13 protein-coding genes are annotated in these 17,168 nt (G+C 67.2%); 9 read left to right on the top strand and 4 right to left on the bottom strand.

Going from position 1 to position 17,168, the window contains the following annotated elements; genetic code table 11:
• Window positions 1–55: 55 nt before the first annotated feature.
• Both BO1_RS12335 and dacB read right to left on the bottom strand, forming a co-directional pair.
• The gene (locus tag BO1_RS12335) at window positions 56–991 is read right to left on the bottom strand and encodes a sterol desaturase family protein (RefSeq protein WP_028217822.1); all 936 of its coding nucleotides are present in this window, start codon (window positions 989–991) and stop codon (window positions 56–58) included.
• A 440-nt stretch (window positions 992–1,431) separates the two neighbouring features.
• A complete protein-coding gene (gene dacB, locus BO1_RS50740; RefSeq protein ID WP_084687917.1) occupies window positions 1,432–3,219 on the bottom strand; it encodes a D-alanyl-D-alanine carboxypeptidase/D-alanyl-D-alanine endopeptidase in 1,788 nt (595 codons plus the stop codon).
• Between the two features lie 425 nt (window positions 3,220–3,644).
• Between dacB and BO1_RS12325 the strand changes: the two genes are divergently transcribed.
• From BO1_RS12325 to BO1_RS12300, 6 genes are all read left to right on the top strand, one after another.
• On the top strand, window positions 3,645–4,307 hold the full coding sequence (locus BO1_RS12325) for a response regulator (protein ID WP_028217821.1): 663 nt from the start codon (window positions 3,645–3,647) through the stop codon (window positions 4,305–4,307).
• A 16-nt stretch (window positions 4,308–4,323) separates the two neighbouring features.
• The gene (locus BO1_RS12320) at window positions 4,324–5,625 is read left to right on the top strand and encodes an ATP-binding protein (RefSeq protein ID WP_028217820.1); all 1,302 of its coding nucleotides are present in this window, start codon (window positions 4,324–4,326) and stop codon (window positions 5,623–5,625) included.
• 210 nt (window positions 5,626–5,835) lie between these two features.
• Window positions 5,836–7,344 (top strand): DegQ family serine endoprotease, encoded by a 1,509-nt coding sequence (locus BO1_RS12315; protein WP_028217819.1) that lies wholly within the window; start codon window positions 5,836–5,838, stop codon window positions 7,342–7,344.
• Between the two features lie 324 nt (window positions 7,345–7,668).
• Window positions 7,669–8,109 carry a peptidase associated/transthyretin-like domain-containing protein gene (locus BO1_RS12310; RefSeq protein ID WP_407669941.1) on the top strand — a complete coding sequence of 147 codons (441 nt, stop codon included), beginning with the start codon at window positions 7,669–7,671 and terminating at the stop codon, window positions 8,107–8,109.
• A gap of 124 nt (window positions 8,110–8,233) precedes the next feature.
• Window positions 8,234–8,599 carry a DUF427 domain-containing protein gene (locus BO1_RS12305; RefSeq protein WP_028217817.1) on the top strand — a complete coding sequence of 122 codons (366 nt, stop codon included), beginning with the start codon at window positions 8,234–8,236 and terminating at the stop codon, window positions 8,597–8,599.
• A 159-nt stretch (window positions 8,600–8,758) separates the two neighbouring features.
• Window positions 8,759–9,487: a CoxG family protein gene (locus BO1_RS12300; RefSeq protein ID WP_028217816.1), complete on the top strand. Its 729-nt coding sequence runs from the start codon at window positions 8,759–8,761 to the stop codon at window positions 9,485–9,487.
• Window positions 9,488–9,499: 12 nt separating this feature from the next.
• Here the strand turns inward: BO1_RS12300 and BO1_RS12295 are convergent, their stop codons facing one another.
• The gene (locus tag BO1_RS12295; protein WP_084687907.1) at window positions 9,500–10,561 is read right to left on the bottom strand and encodes a helix-turn-helix domain-containing protein; all 1,062 of its coding nucleotides are present in this window, start codon (window positions 10,559–10,561) and stop codon (window positions 9,500–9,502) included.
• A gap of 213 nt (window positions 10,562–10,774) precedes the next feature.
• Here BO1_RS12295 and BO1_RS12290 point away from each other — a divergent pair, with 213 nt between their 5' ends.
• The gene (locus tag BO1_RS12290) at window positions 10,775–11,410 is read left to right on the top strand and encodes an isochorismatase family protein (protein WP_043284630.1); all 636 of its coding nucleotides are present in this window, start codon (window positions 10,775–10,777) and stop codon (window positions 11,408–11,410) included.
• An 82-nt stretch (window positions 11,411–11,492) separates the two neighbouring features.
• Here BO1_RS12290 and BO1_RS12285 read toward each other — a convergent pair whose 3' ends face one another.
• Window positions 11,493–12,143 carry a TetR family transcriptional regulator gene (locus tag BO1_RS12285; RefSeq protein WP_028217813.1) on the bottom strand — a complete coding sequence of 217 codons (651 nt, stop codon included), beginning with the start codon at window positions 12,141–12,143 and terminating at the stop codon, window positions 11,493–11,495.
• 435 nt (window positions 12,144–12,578) lie between these two features.
• Here BO1_RS12285 and BO1_RS12280 point away from each other — a divergent pair, with 435 nt between their 5' ends.
• Complete coding sequence (locus BO1_RS12280; RefSeq protein ID WP_028217812.1) at window positions 12,579–13,841, top strand: efflux RND transporter periplasmic adaptor subunit; 1,263 nt, start codon at window positions 12,579–12,581, stop codon at window positions 13,839–13,841.
• A 15-nt stretch (window positions 13,842–13,856) separates the two neighbouring features.
• A complete protein-coding gene (locus tag BO1_RS12275) occupies window positions 13,857–17,168 on the top strand; it encodes an efflux RND transporter permease subunit (RefSeq protein ID WP_028217811.1) in 3,312 nt (1,103 codons plus the stop codon).

Here is a 17,168-nt window from a genome sequence, read left to right as displayed (position 1 = left end):
TTGAGTCGAAGTGGCGTGGTCCCCCAAGGTCCTCGCCATCAGACTACGCAATCTGTCATGTTTTGTGCGACCCGATGTCACCCTTGGTGTTGTTTTCCGACACGGATGTTCGTATTCCACGTAAGCCCGAGGCGAGCTGTGCCGCGTCCCAGCGCGCGCACCAGTCCGGTGGCGCGAATAGCGCAGCAAGCCGCGTGCGCGAGTCAGGCATGCGGGCGAAATCGCGCGCCATGTCGAGCCATTCGTGAAAGCTCGCCTTGAGCGGGTTGTAGGTGTCGAGCGGCTTGACGATGCCGTAGACGGGCGGCTCGTGCGTGTCCTCCACGACGTAGCTGCCGAACAGTCGGTCCCAGATCGCGAGCACGCCTGCGTAGTTGCGGTCGATGTATTGCGCATTGCGCGCGTGATGGACGCGATGCATCGACGGCGTGTTGAAGACGTATTCGAGCCAGCCGAGCTTGCCGATGGCCTGGGTGTGCGCGAAGAACTGGAACGCGAGATTGACGAGCACGATGCCGACGATCTGCATCGGCGGGAAGCCGAGCACGGCCAGCGGGATCCAGAAGACCCACATGCCCGCGATGGGGTACATGAGGCTTTGGCGGAACGCGGTGGAAAGATTGAGCCGTTCCGACGAATGATGGACGACGTGCGCGGCCCAGAGCCACCGTACGCGGTGGCTCGCGCGGTGGAACACGTAGTAGAGCAGGTCCTGGGCGACGAACAGCGCGAGCCATGCGCCGAGGCCGGGCTGCCACGAGACGATGCGCCAATGGCGATAGACGTAAGCGTAGACGGGGATGGCCACGAGCCAGGCGAGCTTGTCGGCGCACTGGTGCATGAGCGCGAGCGCGGCGTTGCAGAGCGTGTCGGGCCAGTTGTAGAGCGCGGCGCCGGGGCGGGTGCGGGCGAGATGCCAGGCCTCCCAGCCGATGCAGGCGAGAAAGACGGGCGCGAGGGCGAGCAGCAGCCATTCAGCGTCGAACTGCACGAATCTCGTCCTCCTTGTCCCGTGACCGGCGCTGGCGAGTCAGCGCGGCATTGTTGTGTTTTGTCGATCGCACCTCGCGGGACCCCAGGCACAACACGTCAGCATGCGCGTTGATGTGGATCCACACATGGTGCGGTTAGCCGTGGGTGTGCGCATATTCTTGCGCGCTACCCGACTTTGCCCGTCAGAGTACACGTCCGACGCATGCGGCGCGCGGGGCTTTGCTAGAGGAAATCTTCGAGCGGCACGGCTTTGAGCGGCATTCGGGCAGTGGCTCGATATGCGCGTTCGGTCTGCCTGGCGGGGTGTAGTGCGCTCAGATCGGCAAGCCGATCCGTGTGAGTGGCGCGCACGAATGAGGGCACGCGATCGAGAAAGGAGATCGTGAGTGGAGAACGGGGAGGTAAGCGCGCCAGGATCCGTCTGGCGCGCTCATGCCATCAATGCGCGCCGCGCTGCCTCTTCGCAGCCTTGCGCTCGGCGGCCTGGCTCGTCTTTTCCGCCTTCGTCACGTGGCCGGCGCGTGCCGCCTTCGGCGCGCGCTTCGGATGCGGGTCGACGTACACGGGCTTTTCCTCGGGCATGCCCTGGTAGACCCATTCGAGCAGGGCGTCATGCGCGGCGCGCGCGGCTTCGGCACGCGGGTCGTTGATGAGGCTCACGACGATCCAGCTCTCGCCGTTTTGCGAGGCCACGTAGCCCGCGATCGCGCGCACGTCGCGCAGCGTGCCGGTCTTGATGTGCGCGTTGCCGTCCACGCCCGCGTTGTTCAGGCGGTTGCGCATGGTGCCGTCCACGCCCGCGATCGGCAGCGAGTCGATGAACGGCTGCGCCACCGGGCTCGCGTTGGCGGCTTGCAGCAGACTCGCGAGCGAAAGCGCGCTGATGTGCTCCTCGCGCGAGAGGCCGCAGCCGTTGTCGAGCACGAGCTCGGGCATGTTGAGGCCGCTCTTGCGCAGGAATGTGGTGACGGCGGTGGCGGCCTTCGCCGTGGTCGCGGGCGGCTTCTCCTCGACGGCGCCGAGCGTGAGGAACAGATTGCGCGCCATCACGTTGTTGCTGAACTTGTTGATGTCGCGCACGACGTCCGCGAGCGGCGGGCTCTGATGCACGCCCAGCAGACGCGCGCGCGGCGGCACGACGCCTTCGCGGGTCGTGCCCGCAAAGGTGCCGCCCGCTTGCTGCCAGAGCGCGAGGAAGCCGTCGGCGAAGAAGGTGCTGTGATCGACGGGCGCGGCCATGTTGAGCGTGCGGTCGCCGCAGCCCAACGCGTAGTTGCCCGCGAAGCTCGCCGTGACGACGCCGTTCGCGCCCGGCGTCACTTGCGGGCTCGGCAGCAGCCCGCCGCACTTGCCGCCGCGCTCGCGGATCTGGTTGTCGATCTGCCATTGCGCGACGGGCGGCACCACGTCGATCGAGACGCCGTCGCGCGAGGGCGAGAACGTGAACGAGACCGCCTTGAACGCGTACATCAGCGGATCGGGGCCGACGTTGTAGGGCGCGCTGTTGTCGCCGTCGAACGAGGGCAGATCGCGCGTGGAGGCGTCGAACTCGCTCTTGTCGAGCACGAGCGAGCCTTCGATGCGCACGATGCCGGTCGCGCGGATCTTCTGCACGAGATCGATCAGCTCCTCGGGGACGAGCTTCGGGTCGCCCGTGCCCTTGATGTAGAGGTTGCCGTGCAGCGTGCCGCTCGCGTCCACCTCGCCGTCGGTGTAGGCGCTGGTCTTCCAGCGGTAGTCGGGCCCGAGCATCGAGAGGCCGCTCCAGGTGGTGACGAGCTTCATCGTCGAGGCGGGCATCATCGGCTGGCCCGCGTTGACGGCGACGCTCGGCTGCCGGTCACCCACCTTTTCGATCACGACGCTCACCGACGAAAGCGGCACGTGCGCGCGCTCGAGTCCCGCCATCACGCTGGGCGGCAAGACGGTGCTGACGTTGACCGTGGGCACGCGCGCGCCGGCGGGCTGGGCGTGGGCCGGCGCGCCGGCAAAGGCCGCCGTGAGCGCCGCGCAAGCCAGCGCGAGCGCGAGGGGGCGCGGCGCACGGCGGCGGCGCGCGTCGACGCCGACGGTTGCGGCTGCCACGATGATGGTTGCGGCCGAGTTGGCGGCCGAGGTCACGGTGGCGGCCTTTGCGGCGGCCTTGGCCGCGCGCGTGGCACACGGTGTGCGCGGGGTGTTCAGGCGGAACAGGGTACGAATTCGGGACAGCGAAACGGGCGGCATGAAGAGCGTTGGACGAGGGCAGGCAATGCGGGGGCCGCGCGCGGCGCTGCTCGCCCGGGCGGGCTTTTCGCGAGTGTCGTGCGCGGACGCGGAATACGGCTGGCGCGTGGCTTTTGCGATGCGCGCGTCGCCTTGCATGCCAACCGGAGACAACTGAAAGGGCGCGTTCGCATCGCGGCGCCGCGCGCCGCAAAAGCGCACATTGTAAAGACCTCGCGTGGCGTGCGCGCATTGGCGGCGAGAAATGTGGGAAAAGGTCGTGTCAGCGCAGGACGGGGCGCGCTTGCGCGCCGCCGTTCCAGGCAGGCGCGCGGGGCGTCGCGTCCGCCCCGACGGCATGCGGCGCGTGTCGAGGCGCTAGAATGCAGCCATCGACATTCACTTCAGGCGCGGCGCCGCGCGCGCCGCCTGGCCAATTCATTACGATGCGCATACTGCTAGTCGAAGATGACCGCATGATTGCCGAGGGCGTGCGCAAGGCGCTGCGCGGCGAAGGCTTCGCGGTCGACTGGGTCGAGGACGGCGAGGCCGCGCTCTCGGCCGCGAGCGGCGAAACCTATGATCTGATGCTGCTCGATCTCGGGCTGCCCAAGCGCGACGGCCTCGACGTGTTGCGCACGCTGCGCGCACGCAGCGTGGCGCTGCCCGTGCTGATCCTCACCGCGCGCGACGCGATTGCCGACCGCGTGAAGGGCCTCGACGCCGGCGCCGACGACTACCTCATCAAGCCCTTCGATCTCGACGAACTGGGCGCGCGCATGCGCGCGCTGATCCGCCGCCAGTCGGGCCGCAGCGATTCCACGATCCGCCACGGCTCGATCACGCTCGATCCCGCCTCGCACCAGGTGACCCAGGACGGCTCGCCCGTCGCGCTCTCCGCGCGCGAGTTCGCCTTGCTGGAGGCACTGCTCGCGCGCCCGGGCGCGGTGCTCTCCAAGACCCAGCTCGAAGAAAAGATGTACGGCTGGGGCGAGGAGATCGGCAGCAACACGGTCGAGGTCTATATCCATGCGCTGCGCAAGAAGCTCGGCGCCGATCTGATCCGCAACGTGCGCGGCCTCGGCTACATGATCGCGAAAGACGCGTGAGGACGAGCGCCACCCGATGAGTTCGATCCGCAGACAACTGCTGTTCTGGCTGCTCGCGATCGTCGTCGCGGGCGTGAGCCTCGCGGGCTGGCTGATCTATCGCCAGGCGCTGGCCGAAGCCAATGAGCTGTTCGACTACCAGTTGCAGGAGATTGCGGCCGCGCTGCCCTCCGAGCCGTTCAACGAGATCCTCAGCTCGCGCGACACCGGCACCGAAGGCATCGTCCTGCAGATCTGGAACCGCAATGGCGTGCTGATGTACTACTCGCATCCGCGCGCGCCGCTCGCGCCGCGCGCGGAGCTCGGCTTTTCGACCGAGCGCACCGACCGCGGCGACTGGCGCGTCTATGGCGCGATCGTCGGCGATAACGTCGTGCAGCTCGCGCAGCCGATGACGGTGCGCAACCGCCTCGCCGCGAACGTCGCGTGGCGCACGCTCTGGCCGCTGATCGTGCTGCTGCCGTTCCTCGGTCTGGCCGTGTGGATGGTGGTGGGGCGGGGCCTCAAGCCGCTCTCGCGCGTCGCCCGCGCGCTCGACACGCGCCACCCGGAGGCGCTCGAGCCGCTGCCCGAGCAGCGCCTGCCGCGCGAGGTCACGCCGCTCGTGCATGCGCTCAACGCGCTGCTCGAGCGCCTCGCGCAGGCAATCGATACGCAAAAGGCCTTCGTGGCCGACGCCGCGCACGAATTGCGCACGCCGCTCGCGGCCGTGCAGATCCAGGCGCAACTCGTTGCGCGCGCAAGGGATGACGAAACGCGCCGCGAAGCGATCGGCGACCTGCAGGCGGGTGTGACGCGCGCCACGCGCCTCGCCGAGCAACTGCTCGCGCTCGCGCGCTCGGAGCCCGACGGTCACGCGCGTGCGCGAAGCGTCGACCTGCATGCGCTGCTCGATGATTGCGTGCTCAACTATGCGCCGCTCGCCCAGCAGCGCGGCGTGGACCTCGGCATCGAGGAGAGCGTCGACGCGCACGTGCATGGCGACGCCGATGCCCTGCGCGTGATGTTCAACAACCTGCTCGACAACGCGACGAAATACACGCCCGCGGGCGGACGCGTGGACGTGAGGCTCATCGTGGACGATGGGCATCCGCTCGTGCGCATCGAGGACAGCGGGCCGGGCATTCCCGTCGAGGAACGCCCGCGCGTGTTCGACCGCTTCTATCGCGTGGGTCCGAATGCGAACCGCGCGCGCACGGATGTATCGGGCACGGGGCTCGGTCTCGCGATCGTGCGCCGTATCGCGGATCAGCACGACGCCACGATCACGCTCGGCGATTCGCCGGCGGGCGGCTTGCAGGTGGACGTGCGGTTTTGAGCATTGCCTGCGCGGCGCGCATTGAAGCTTCCTTTTTGCTTTCAGTGTGCGCGTGACGGCCGCGCCGCAGCCCTCGCGGCGCAGCTCGAAGGCCCCCGCAAACGCCCTGTGCACGGGACTTTGCGGTTTGGTTCCCCGCTTAAGACTCCTTTAAGTGATACCGCTTAATCTTCGTTACGTCGTGACAGTATCCCGCGCAAGGAGTCCGCTATGAATACCAAAGTCATTACCCGCAGTGCCGTGGCCATCGCCGTTGCCGTCGCGTTGTCGGCGGGCTACGTGGCCGGGCGCCGCGACGTGCCGCCGCCCCAGGTCATCACGCAGGCGCAGGCCGCCGCGTTGATGCCCGCCGAAGCCGCGGCCAAGACCGGCATTCCTGACTTCTCGGGCCTCGTCGAAACCTACGGCCCGGCGGTCGTCAACATCAGCGCGAAGCACGTCGTGAAGCAGACGGCCCTGCGCGGCGGTGGCGGCGGTGCGCAGCAATTGCCGATCGATCCGAGCGATCCCTTCTACCAGTTCTTCAAGCACTTCTACGGCGGCATGCCCGGCATGGGCGGCGGCGACGGCGGCGGCATGCAGCCCGACACGCCGAGCACGAGCCTCGGCTCCGGCTTCATCATCAGCCCGGACGGCTACATCCTCACGAACGCGCACGTCGTGGACGGCGCGAACGTCGTGACCGTGAAGCTCACCGACAAGCGCGAATTCAAGGCCAAGGTCGTGGGCGCCGACAAGCAGTCCGACGTCGCCGTGCTCAAGATCGATGCGAAGGATCTGCCGACCGTGAAGATCGGCGACCCGCGCCAGAGCAAGGTCGGCCAGTGGGTGGTGGCGATCGGCTCGCCCTATGGCTTCGACAACACCGTGACCTCGGGCATCATCAGCGCGAAGTCGCGCTCGCTGCCCGACGAGAATTACACGCCGTTCATCCAGACCGACGTGCCGGTGAACCCCGGCAACTCGGGCGGCCCGCTCTTCAATCTGCAGGGCGAAGTGATCGGCATCAACTCGATGATCTACTCGCAGACGGGCGGCTTCCAGGGCCTTTCGTTCGCGATCCCGATCAATGAGGCGATGAAGGTCAAGGACGACCTCGTCAAGACCGGCCACGTGAGCCGCGGGCGCCTCGGTGTCGCGGTGCAGTCGATGAACCAGACGCTCGCCGACTCGTTCGGCATGGACAAGCCGCGCGGCGCGCTGGTGAGCTCGGTGGATTCGAACGGTCCGGCCGCCAAGGCGGGCCTGAAGCCCGGCGACGTGATCCTTGCCGTGAACGGCGAGCCAGTGGGCGACTCGTCCGACCTGCCTTCGCTGATCGCGGGCATGAAGCCGGGTACGAAGGCCGACATTCAGGTGTGGCGCGACAAGTCGACCAAGGACTTCTCGGCGACGATCGGCTCGCTCAGCGACAGCAAGGTCGCCTCGAACGACACGCCGCAGTCGCAGATGCAAGGGCGTCTGGGCGTCGCGGTGCGTCCGCTCACGCCGGAAGAGAAGAGCAACAGCTCGGTCGATCACGGCCTGCTCGTCGAACAGGCGGCCGGTGCGGCGGAAAACGCCGGCATCCAGCCCGGCGACGTGATCCTCGCGGTGAACGGCCGCCCGGTGACGAGCGCCGATCAGCTCAAGCAGATGATCGCGCACGCGGGCAACAGCATCGCACTCCTGATCCAGCGCGACGACGCGCAGATCTTCGTGCCGGTCGATCTCGGCTGATCGAAGTCTCGAATCGCTCCAGCGGTCTGGTGCGCTTCATACCGGGATTTCCGGGCCGCTTTTTCACTGCCGCCGTGGGCCTCGCGCCCCGGCGGCAGTTTTCTTTGCTGCGGCGTATTCTGGGTGTGGCTGTCGTCCGATCAAACGGGCATGCGGTTTGCGCGGGTTCTGTACCGGACCAACCTGTAAGGAGCAGTCACGATGAAGAGGTTTCATAAAACGCGTCCTGTCCTTTCGAGCGTCGCGCTCGCGGCTACTCTGGCACTCGGCTTCTCGGCCGGCGCGGCGGCGCAGCAAGGCAGCGCACCGATGCAATCCATGCCGATGCAGCCAGGCGGCGCCAATGGCGCCATGAATGGCATGAATCCCACCAACGGCACGGTGGGCGGAACGTCCACCGATAACTCGAGCGCCGGCAACACCAACGGCGGCGGCATGCCGCAAGTGCAGCAGCAGGGCGGCGTCGAATTCGTCTCGGGTGGTGTCGGTCTCGACGAGTCGAAGGCGCTGCAGGCCGCGCGCTCGCAATGGCCGCTCTCGCTGCGCTTCACGGGCCGCAACGCCGAGTTCCTCGCCGACGTGCATGTGCAGATCGTCGACGCCCACGGCGCGAGCGTGCTCGATACGACCTCGCGCGGGCCCTACATGCTCGTGCGCGTGCGTCCGGGACGCTATACCGTGCACGTGAGCCACAACGGCATCGACAAGACGAGTGCCGTGACCGTAGGCGCGAACGGCAGTGCCCGCGCGTCCTTCATCTGGTGAGCCGGGGCGGCGCGCGCGGCGTTCCGAATTCGCGCAAGCCGCCAGAGTTTCGCCGATAATGAAGCCACGGGTCTGCCGTGGCTTCTTGTGAGCGCGGCGGCGCCCATCGATCAGGGAGCAGACCATGGCGGTCGAACCGGATGCCGGCCATCGCATCGATATTGTCGTGAACCGTCACCGCGTGCGCGTAATCCACGGCGGCATCACCGTCGCCGACACGCTCGCGGCGCTCACGCTCGTCGAAACCGGCAATCCCGACGTCTACTATTTCCCGCGCGCCGACGTGAACATGGCGCGGCTCGAACGCTCCGCGCGCACCGAGGCGTGCCCGCACAAGGGCGAGGCGTCGTACTACCACCTGCACACCGAGGATGGGCGCATCGAAGACGCCGCCTGGAGCTACGAGGCGCCGCTCGATGCCGTGCGCGGCATCAAGGGCTATCTGGCGTTCCACCTCGGGCTCGTGGACCGCATCGATCAAACCTCCTGAGCGCCTCGGGAAGAGCGCCCGGCATCGCCCGCTAGCCTCAAGAACCGAAATTGACAGCCGATAGATGTGCTGACGTACCGAACAACCCGAACGACCCGGGCAAACTGATTCACCCGAGCGACGCAAACGAACTTCTCGAACTGCCACCGGGGAGCCGCCATGGAACTGAACGACGCGTTGAGGATTCCGCTTGAGCCGTCTGCCGTCTGGCAGGCGCTGCAGGACGCTACGCTCGTGCGGGCGAGTCTGGAGCATTGCGAGTCGTTCCGGCGCCTTGGCGCCGGCGAATACGCGCTCACGCTCACCGTGCCGCTCGGGCCGCTGCGCGCGCGCTACGAAGTGCGCGCTCACATCGCCAGCGATGTCGCGACGGTGCCGCTCACGCCGCGCCGCGTGCTGAGCTTTCGCGCGCGCGCCGATGGCATCGGCTCGCTGCGCGGCCAGATCGACGTGGCGTTGCGCGAGGAGGAGCCCGTGGGGGAGGGCGAGGTCGCGAGCACGCGCATCGACTATTCGGTTTGGGCCACGCTGACCGGGCCGCTGGGCGAGTTGCCGCCGCGCCAGATCGAAAACGCCCTGCACGAGCTCGCCGACGAGTTCTTCACCGAGTTTTGCGCCGTGGTGGAGGCCAAGCACGGGCAAGCGCCGAACCGCGTGCGCGGGGACACGCCCCGGCGCCAGCATGTGTTTCTGCGGCCGATCAATCTCGCGGCGGTCGCGCGGCGCGCGCATCTGCTCCCGCACGCGGGCGGCACGCTGTCGGGCCGCGCCGCAAGCACGCTGCATCATGAGAGCGCGCCGCACGCCATGCCGAACTGGGCCTGGGCCGCGATGATCTTCTTCGTCGCACTGCTCTTCTACGTGGCGCGGTACTTCGCGGAAAGCTGAGTCCGCGCGCCATCACGTCCCGCGAAATTCCCGCCGCCATGCCGACGGCGAGGTTCTGAACGCCTCCACGAAATGCTGACGCAGCGACGTGGCCGAGCCGAAGCCCGCGCACTGCGCGATGGCGTCGATCGGCTGGTCGGTGGTCTCGAGCAGTTGCTGCGCGCGGGCGAGCCGCTCGCCGAGGAGCCACGCGCTCACGGTGGCGCCCGTCGTCAGACGGAACTGGCGGGTGAAGGTGCGGCGGCTCATGAGCGCGCGCTGCGCCAGCGAGTCGAGCGTATGCGGCGTGTCGAGATGGGCGCGGATCCAGTCGAGCAGGCTCGAAAGCCGGTCGCCGCGCCCGCGCGCCGCCACGGGCTGCTGAACGTACTGCGCCTGGCTGCCCTGACGATGCGGCGGCACCACGAGCCGCCGCGCCACGTAGTTCGCGGCCTGCGTGCCGGCGAGGCGCCGCAGCAGATGCAGGCAGCAGTCGAGCCCCGCCGCCGTGCCCGCCGAGGTGAGGATGTCGCCGTCGTCGACATAGAGCACGTCCGGGTCGAAGCGCACTTGCGGGAACTGGCGCGCGAAGACGTCGGCGGCGGCCCAGTGCGTGGTGGCGGGGCGGCCGTCGAGCAGGCCCGCGTGCGCGAGCACGAATGCACCGAAGCACAGGCCCACGAGCACCGCGCCACGCGCATGCGCCGCGCGCAGTGCATCGCACAGGGCGCCGGGCGGCGCTTCTTCGGCGTCACGCCAGCTCGGCACGACGACCACATCGGCGTCTTCGAGCGCGTCGAGGCCGTGGGACGCGCCGATCGTGAAGCCTGCCGTCGTCGCGAGCGGCCCCGGCTCCGCTGCGCAAACGATCAGCTCGAACGGCGGCACGCCACCCTCCGGGCGCGGCTCGCCGAACACGATGCAAGGCACCGAGAGATGAAACGGGATGACGCGATCGAACGCAACCACGGCAATGCGGCGCGCGGCCGGTGCCGCCTGTGCCACCTGTGCCGTCGGTGCGGCAGGTGCCGGCTGGGCTGCGGCGCTGGCGCGGGGTGCGGAACCCGGCGGCCGGGTACGGGGAACGGTAGACATCGATCGCCTCGCGAGTCGGGAGGGGCGTGGGCGTGCAGCGTTGGCCCACATTTGGCCCAATTCTAGCGAAAGTTGTCATTCGGGCCACTGGGCGCGTCCGGCGCGGCGGTCAACAATGCCTCCATCGCAGCCGAGCCGCCTGGCCAGCCGCGAATTCCACCGGGTTCCCACCCGGATTCCCGCCAGGCTCATATCGAAGAAGGAGGTATCGCCATGTCCGCAACCCCCCGCCGTGCGCTGGTCGTCATCGACGTGCAGAACGAATACGTCACCGGCGACCTGCCGATCGAATATCCGGACGTCCAGACGTCGCTCGCCAACGTGGGCCGCGCAATGGACGCCGCGCGCGTCGCCGGCGTGCCGGTCGTGGTGGTGCAGAACTTCGCGCCCGCCGACTCGCCGCTGTTCGCGCGCGGCAGCGTCGGCGCCGAGCTGCACCCCGTGGTGGCCTCGCGCGAACGCGATCATTACGTGGAAAAGGCGTTGCCGAGCGCGTTCGCGGGCACCGATCTGGCCGCATGGCTCGCCGCGCGCGGCATCGACACGCTGGCCGTCGCCGGCTACATGACCCACAACTGCGACGCGTCGACCGTGTTCGATGCGACGCACGCCGGTCTCGCCGTCGAGTTCCTCGAGGACGCAACCGGTGCGGTGCCCTACGAGAACGCGGCGGGCGCCGCGAGCGCCGCGGAGATCCATCGCGTGTTCAGCGTGGTGATGCACTCGCGCTTCGCCGCGGTCGCGAGCACCGATGCATGGATTGCCGCGCTCGAAGCGGGTGTGCCGCTGCAGCGCGACAACATCTACGCCTCGAATCAGCGCGCCCGCGCGAATCAAGTGACGGCTTGATGCCGGCCGGCCGGGCGGGCGGCGGCCACAGGTGCGGCCGCCCTCGCGGGCTCACCCGCTGCGCCGCGCTTGCGGCGCAGCGCTATTCCTTCGCCGCCGGATCGACGCGCAGCGCCGGGCTGTAGCGCAGCGCGTCGAGCATGGCCTCGACGTGCTGCTCCGCGTTGTGCGCGACGTCGAACATGTCCGGCAGGGTCGCCATGTCACGTAGCGCGCCGGTGATGAACGAGTGCAGCACGCGCGCCGCGCGCGGGGCATCGAGATTGGCCGGCAACTGCCCCTTGGACATCGCGTTGCGCAAGCCTTCCTCGATGCGCATGAGACCCTCGCGCATGTTGCCCTGATGGCGCGCCATCACGGGCCCCATTTCCTCCACGAACTCGCACTTCAGAAACAGGATCTCGAACACGCGGCGCCGCCGCGCGTCGGTGGCGGTGTCGCGCAGGCACAGCACGCACAGGTCCTTGATGCGCCCGAGCGGGTTGGGCTCGTCCGGGTCGACCGTGGCCGCCTTCATTTCGTCGAGCGGCAGGATCACGCGGTCGAACATGGCCGTGAAGAGATCGCCCTTGTTCTCGAAATGCCAGTAGATCGCCCCGCGCGTGACGCCGGCTGCCTGGGCGATATCGGCGAGCGAGCTGCGCGAGACGCCCTTTTCGAAAAAGACGTGCTCGGCGGCGTCGAGAATGCGGTTGCGCGTCTCCAGCGCTTCCTCTTTCGTGCGTCGGACCATGGCGGGTTACTGCTCAGTATGTGGGTTATGAGGGTTGGGATTCATATAAGAGCCAGATCGGCAAACTATTGATTTGTAATACGGACACTGTGTGCCGAAAGCTCTTGAGTGAACGTTCTAGCGGAATGATTCGTTCTTATACATTCATTCGCGAATGTATCTATAATACCACCCCACCACCTGGGCACCTCGAGAATTGATGTCCGGTTAATATCCGTCACTGGTCAAGTGGTCGTAGAAACCCCAATGCGCGCCGTTCGCTAACGTTGCGCGTCGAGAAATCGCCGGGACGGATGTTGCTGACCGGTCTCGCGCCATTCCGGAAGTGCCGGGTTTTCCGTCAGGTATCGCCAGATGCTGGCGTGCGTCGTCGCCCTTCTTCGGAACGGGCGCCGCACGCTGCTTTTATTGTCAGTTATAGACAGAGGTCGCTCCATGCGCGTCGAACGGGTTCCATTCCGCCTTATTACCTTCGCGACGGCTGCCGTAGTGCTCGCAGCGTGCGGGCAAAAGCAGTCCGCGCCGCCGCCGCAAACCCCCGAAGTCGGTGTCGTCGCCGTCCAGCCCACCTCGGTGCCGGTCGTGAGCGAGCTGCCGGGCCGCACCAATGCTTTCCTCGTCGCGCAAGTGCGCGCGCGGGTCGACGGCATTGTGCTGCGCCGCGAGTTCACCGAAGGGGCGGTCGTGAACGCGGGCCAGCGCCTGTACAAGATCGATCCGGCGCCCTACATCGCCACGCTCAATAACGCCAAGGCCACGCTTGCGAAGGCGAAGGCGAATCTCGTCACGCAGAACGCACTCGTCGCGCGCTACAAGGTGCTCGTCGCGGCCAATGCGGTCAGCAAGCAGGACTACGACAACGCGGTGTCCGCGCAAGGCCAAGCGCAAGCCGACGTCGATGCGGGCAAGGCCGCGGTCGACACCGCGCAGATCAATCTGGGCTACACGGACGTGCTCTCGCCCATCACCGGCAAGGTCGGCATCTCGCAGGTCACGCCGGGCGCCTACGTGCAGGCGAGCCAGGCCACGCTGATGTCCACCGTGCAGCAGATGGACCCGATGTACGTGGACCTCACGCAGTCGAGTCTCGACGGCCTGAAGCTGCGCCGCGACGTCGAGTCGGGGCGCCTGAAGACCAATGGCCCGAATGCGGCCAAGGTCACGCTCGTGCTCGAAGACGGCCGCACCTATGCGCAGCAGGGCAAGCTCCAGTTCACCGACGTCACGGTCGACCAGACCACCGGCTCGGTCACGATCCGCGCGCTGTTCCCGAACCCCGACCGCGTGCTGCTGCCGGGCATGTTCGTGCGCGCGCGCATCGACGAAGGCACCAACGACAACGCGTACCTCGTGCCGCAGGTGGGCGTGCAGCACGACCAGAAGGGCCAGGCCACGGTGCTGGTCGTCGACGGCAAGAACAAGGTCGTGGTCCATCCGATCGTCACGTCGGGCACGCAGGGCCAGGACTGGGTCGTCGAAAGCGGCCTGCAACCCGGCGACCGCGTGATCGTGCAGGGCACCGAGAAGGTCCACCCCGGCACGACCGTGAAGGCCGTGGACGCGCACCTGCCGCCGCCGCCCCCGCCGGGCGCGCCTTCGGCGGATGAGGCGACGGCCTCGGGCTATGCGAACGCAGGTGCGTCCGGCGCATCCGCGGCCAACGCTGCGTCCGCACCCGCTGCCTCCGCTGCGCAATAACAGGGAGCCTGCTTCATGGCAAAGTTCTTTATCGATCGCCCGATTTTTGCATGGGTGATCGCCATCATTCTGATGCTGGCGGGCGTGGCGTCGGTGTTCACGCTGCCGGTCGCGCAGTATCCGACCATCGCGCCGCCGTCCATCCAGATCAGCGCCAACTATCCGGGCGCGTCGGCGAAGACGGTGGAAGATACGGTCACCCAGGTGATCGAGCAGCAAATGAGCGGTCTCGACCACTTGCTGTACCTTTCTTCGACTTCCGATGACTCGGGCACGGCCACCATCACGCTGACCTTCGCCGCGGGCACCAACCCGGACATCGCGCAGGTGCAGGTGCAGAACAAGCTGCAGCTCGCCACGCCGATTCTGCCGCAGGTGGTGCAGCAGCTCGGTATCAGCGTCACGAAGTCGAGCAGCAGCTTCCTGCTCGTGCTGGCGTTCGTGTCCGAAGACGGCAGCATGTCCAAGTACGACCTCGCGAACTACGTGGCGTCGAACGTGAAGGACCCGATCAGCCGTATCGACGGCGTGGGTACGGTCACGCTGTTCGGCACGCAGTACGCCATGCGCGTCTGGCTCGATCCGAACAAGCTCACGAACTACCAGCTCACGCCATCCGACGTCACGGCCGCGATTTCCGCGCAGAACGTGCAGATCGCGGGCGGCCAGCTCGGCGGGACGCCGTCGGTCGCGGGGCAGTCGTTCCAGGCGACCATTACCGAGTCCACGCTGCTGCAGACGCCGGAAGAGTTCGGCAACATCCTGCTGAAGGTGAACCAGGACGGCTCGCAGGTGCGCCTGAAGGACGTGGCGCGCATCGGTCTGGGCGGTGAGAACTACAACTTCGACACGAAGTACAACGGCGCGCCCACGGCCGGTCTCGGCATTCAGCTCGCGACGGGCGCCAACGCGCTTGAGACCGCGAAGCTCGTGCGCCAGAAGATCGACGACCTCTCGAAGTACTTCCCGCACGGTCTCGTCGTGAAGTACCCGTACGACACGACGCCGTTCGTGCGCCTGTCGATCGAGGAAGTGATCAAGACACTGCTCGAAGGCATCGTGCTGGTGTTCCTCGTGATGTACCTGTTCCTGCAGAATCTGCGCGCGACGTTGATTCCGACGATCGCCGTGCCGGTGGTGCTGCTCGGCACGTTCGCGGTCATGGGGGTGGTGGGCTTCTCCATCAATACGCTCTCGATGTTCGGCCTCGTGCTCGCGATCGGTCTGCTGGTGGACGACGCGATCGTGGTGGTGGAGAACGTCGAGCGCGTGATGGTGGAAGAGGGGCTAGGACCGAAGGAAGCCACCCGCAAGGCAATGGGCCAGATCACCGGCGCACTGGTGGGCGTGGCGCTCGTGCTCTCGGCCGTGTTCGTGCCGGTGGCGTTCTCGGGCGGCTCCGTTGGCGCCATCTACCGGCAGTTCTCGCTCACGATCGTGGCGGCGATGGTGCTGTCCGTGATGGTCGCGCTGATTCTCACACCGGCGCTGTGCGCGACCATCCTCAAGCCGATCCCGAAGGGCCACCACGAAGAGAAGAAGGGCTTCTTCGGCTGGTTCAACCGCACCTTCGACAAGAGCCGCGACAAGTATCACAGCGGCGTGTACCACGTGATCAAGCGCTCGGGGCGCTGGCTCATCATCTATCTCGCGGTGATCGTCGCGGTCGGCATGCTGTTCGTGCGCCTGCCGAAGTCGTTCCTGCCCGATGAAGACCAGGGCACGATGTTCGTGATCGTGCAGACGCCCTCGGGCTCCACGCAGGAGACCACGGCGCGCACGCTCGCCAACATCCAGAACTACCTGCTCAAGGACGAAGGCAGCATCGTCGAGTCGGCGTTCACGGTGAACGGCTTCAGCTTCGCGGGCCGCGGCCAGAACTCCGGTCTCGTGTTCGTGCGGATGAAGGACTACAAGCAGCGCCAGCACGCGGACCAGAAGGTCCAGGCGCTGGTTCGCCGCATGTTCATGCGCTACGCGGGCTACAAGGACGCGATGGTGATTCCGGTGAATCCGCCTTCGATTCCTGAACTGGGCACGGCGTCGGGCTTCGACTTCGAACTGCAGGATCGCGGCGGCCTCGGCCACGAGAAGCTGATGGAAGCGCGCAACATGCTCCTCGGCATGGCGGCGAAGGATCCGACGCTCGCGCTCGTGCGCCCGAACGGCCTGAACGACACGCCGCAGTTCAAGATCGACATCGACCGTGAAAAGGCGAATGCGCTGGGCATCACGGCGGCGGCGGTCGACCAGACCTTCTCGGTTGCGTGGGCGTCGGCGTACGTGAACAACTTCCTCGATACCGATGGCCGTATCAAGAAGGTGTACGTGATGTCCGATGCGCCGTTCCGCATGACGCCGACCGACCTCGATACCTGGTACGTGCGCAATGCCGCGGGCGGAATGGTGCCGTTCAGCGCGTTCTCGGCCGGTCACTGGACCTACGGTTCACCCAAGCTCGAGCGCTACAACGGCATCTCGGCGGTGGAAATCCAGGGGCAGGCGGGCGCGGGCAAGTCGACCGGCCAGGCCATGACGGCCATGGAATCGATCGCGGCGAAGCTGCCGGCGGGCATCGGCTACGAGTGGACGGGTCTGTCGTTCCAGGAACGCCAGTCGGGTTCGCAGGCGCCGATCCTCTACGGCATCTCGATCCTCGTCGTGTTCCTGTGTCTCGCGGCGCTCTATGAAAGCTGGTCGATTCCGTTCGCGGTCATCATGGTGGTGCCGCTCGGCGTGCTCGGCGCGCTGCTCGCGGTGACGCTGCGCGGCCTCGAGAACGACGTGTTCTTCCAGGTGGGTCTGTTGACCACCGTGGGTCTCTCGGCGAAAAACGCGATTCTGATCGTGGAATTCGCGCGCGACCTGCAGGCGGACGGGAAGATGGGACCGATCGAGGCGGCGCTCGAAGCTTCGCGACTGCGTCTGCGGCCGATTCTGATGACGTCGATGGCGTTCATTCTCGGTGTGCTGCCGCTCGCGATCAGTAACGGCGCGGGCTCGGCTTCGCAGCACGCGATCGGCACGGGCGTGATCGGCGGGATGCTGACCGCCACGTTCCTCGCGATCTTCATGATCCCGATGTTCTTCGTCGTGATCCGCGCGAAGTTCGCCGGCGAGAAGGAAGACGCCGACACGGCGCTTGCACACTACGAAGAGCACCACGCACACGACCACGACGACGAGAACGGCGGCAACGCCGGCTCGAGTGGTGGCGCGGGCGGCACGGGTGGTTCGGGTGGCCCCGGCGGCTCGAACGGCTCAAGCGGCGGCGGCTCGGGTGGACCGGCTGGCGGCGGCAATGGCCAGGGCAAGGAAGGACATTGA

It is taken from the genome of Paraburkholderia oxyphila NBRC 105797 (assembly GCF_000685075.1).
In the GTDB taxonomy this organism is placed as follows: domain Bacteria; phylum Pseudomonadota; class Gammaproteobacteria; order Burkholderiales; family Burkholderiaceae; genus Paraburkholderia; species Paraburkholderia oxyphila.
The sequence above is the reverse complement of the archived record's forward strand: the minus strand, read 5'-3'. Positions and strand labels throughout refer to the sequence as shown.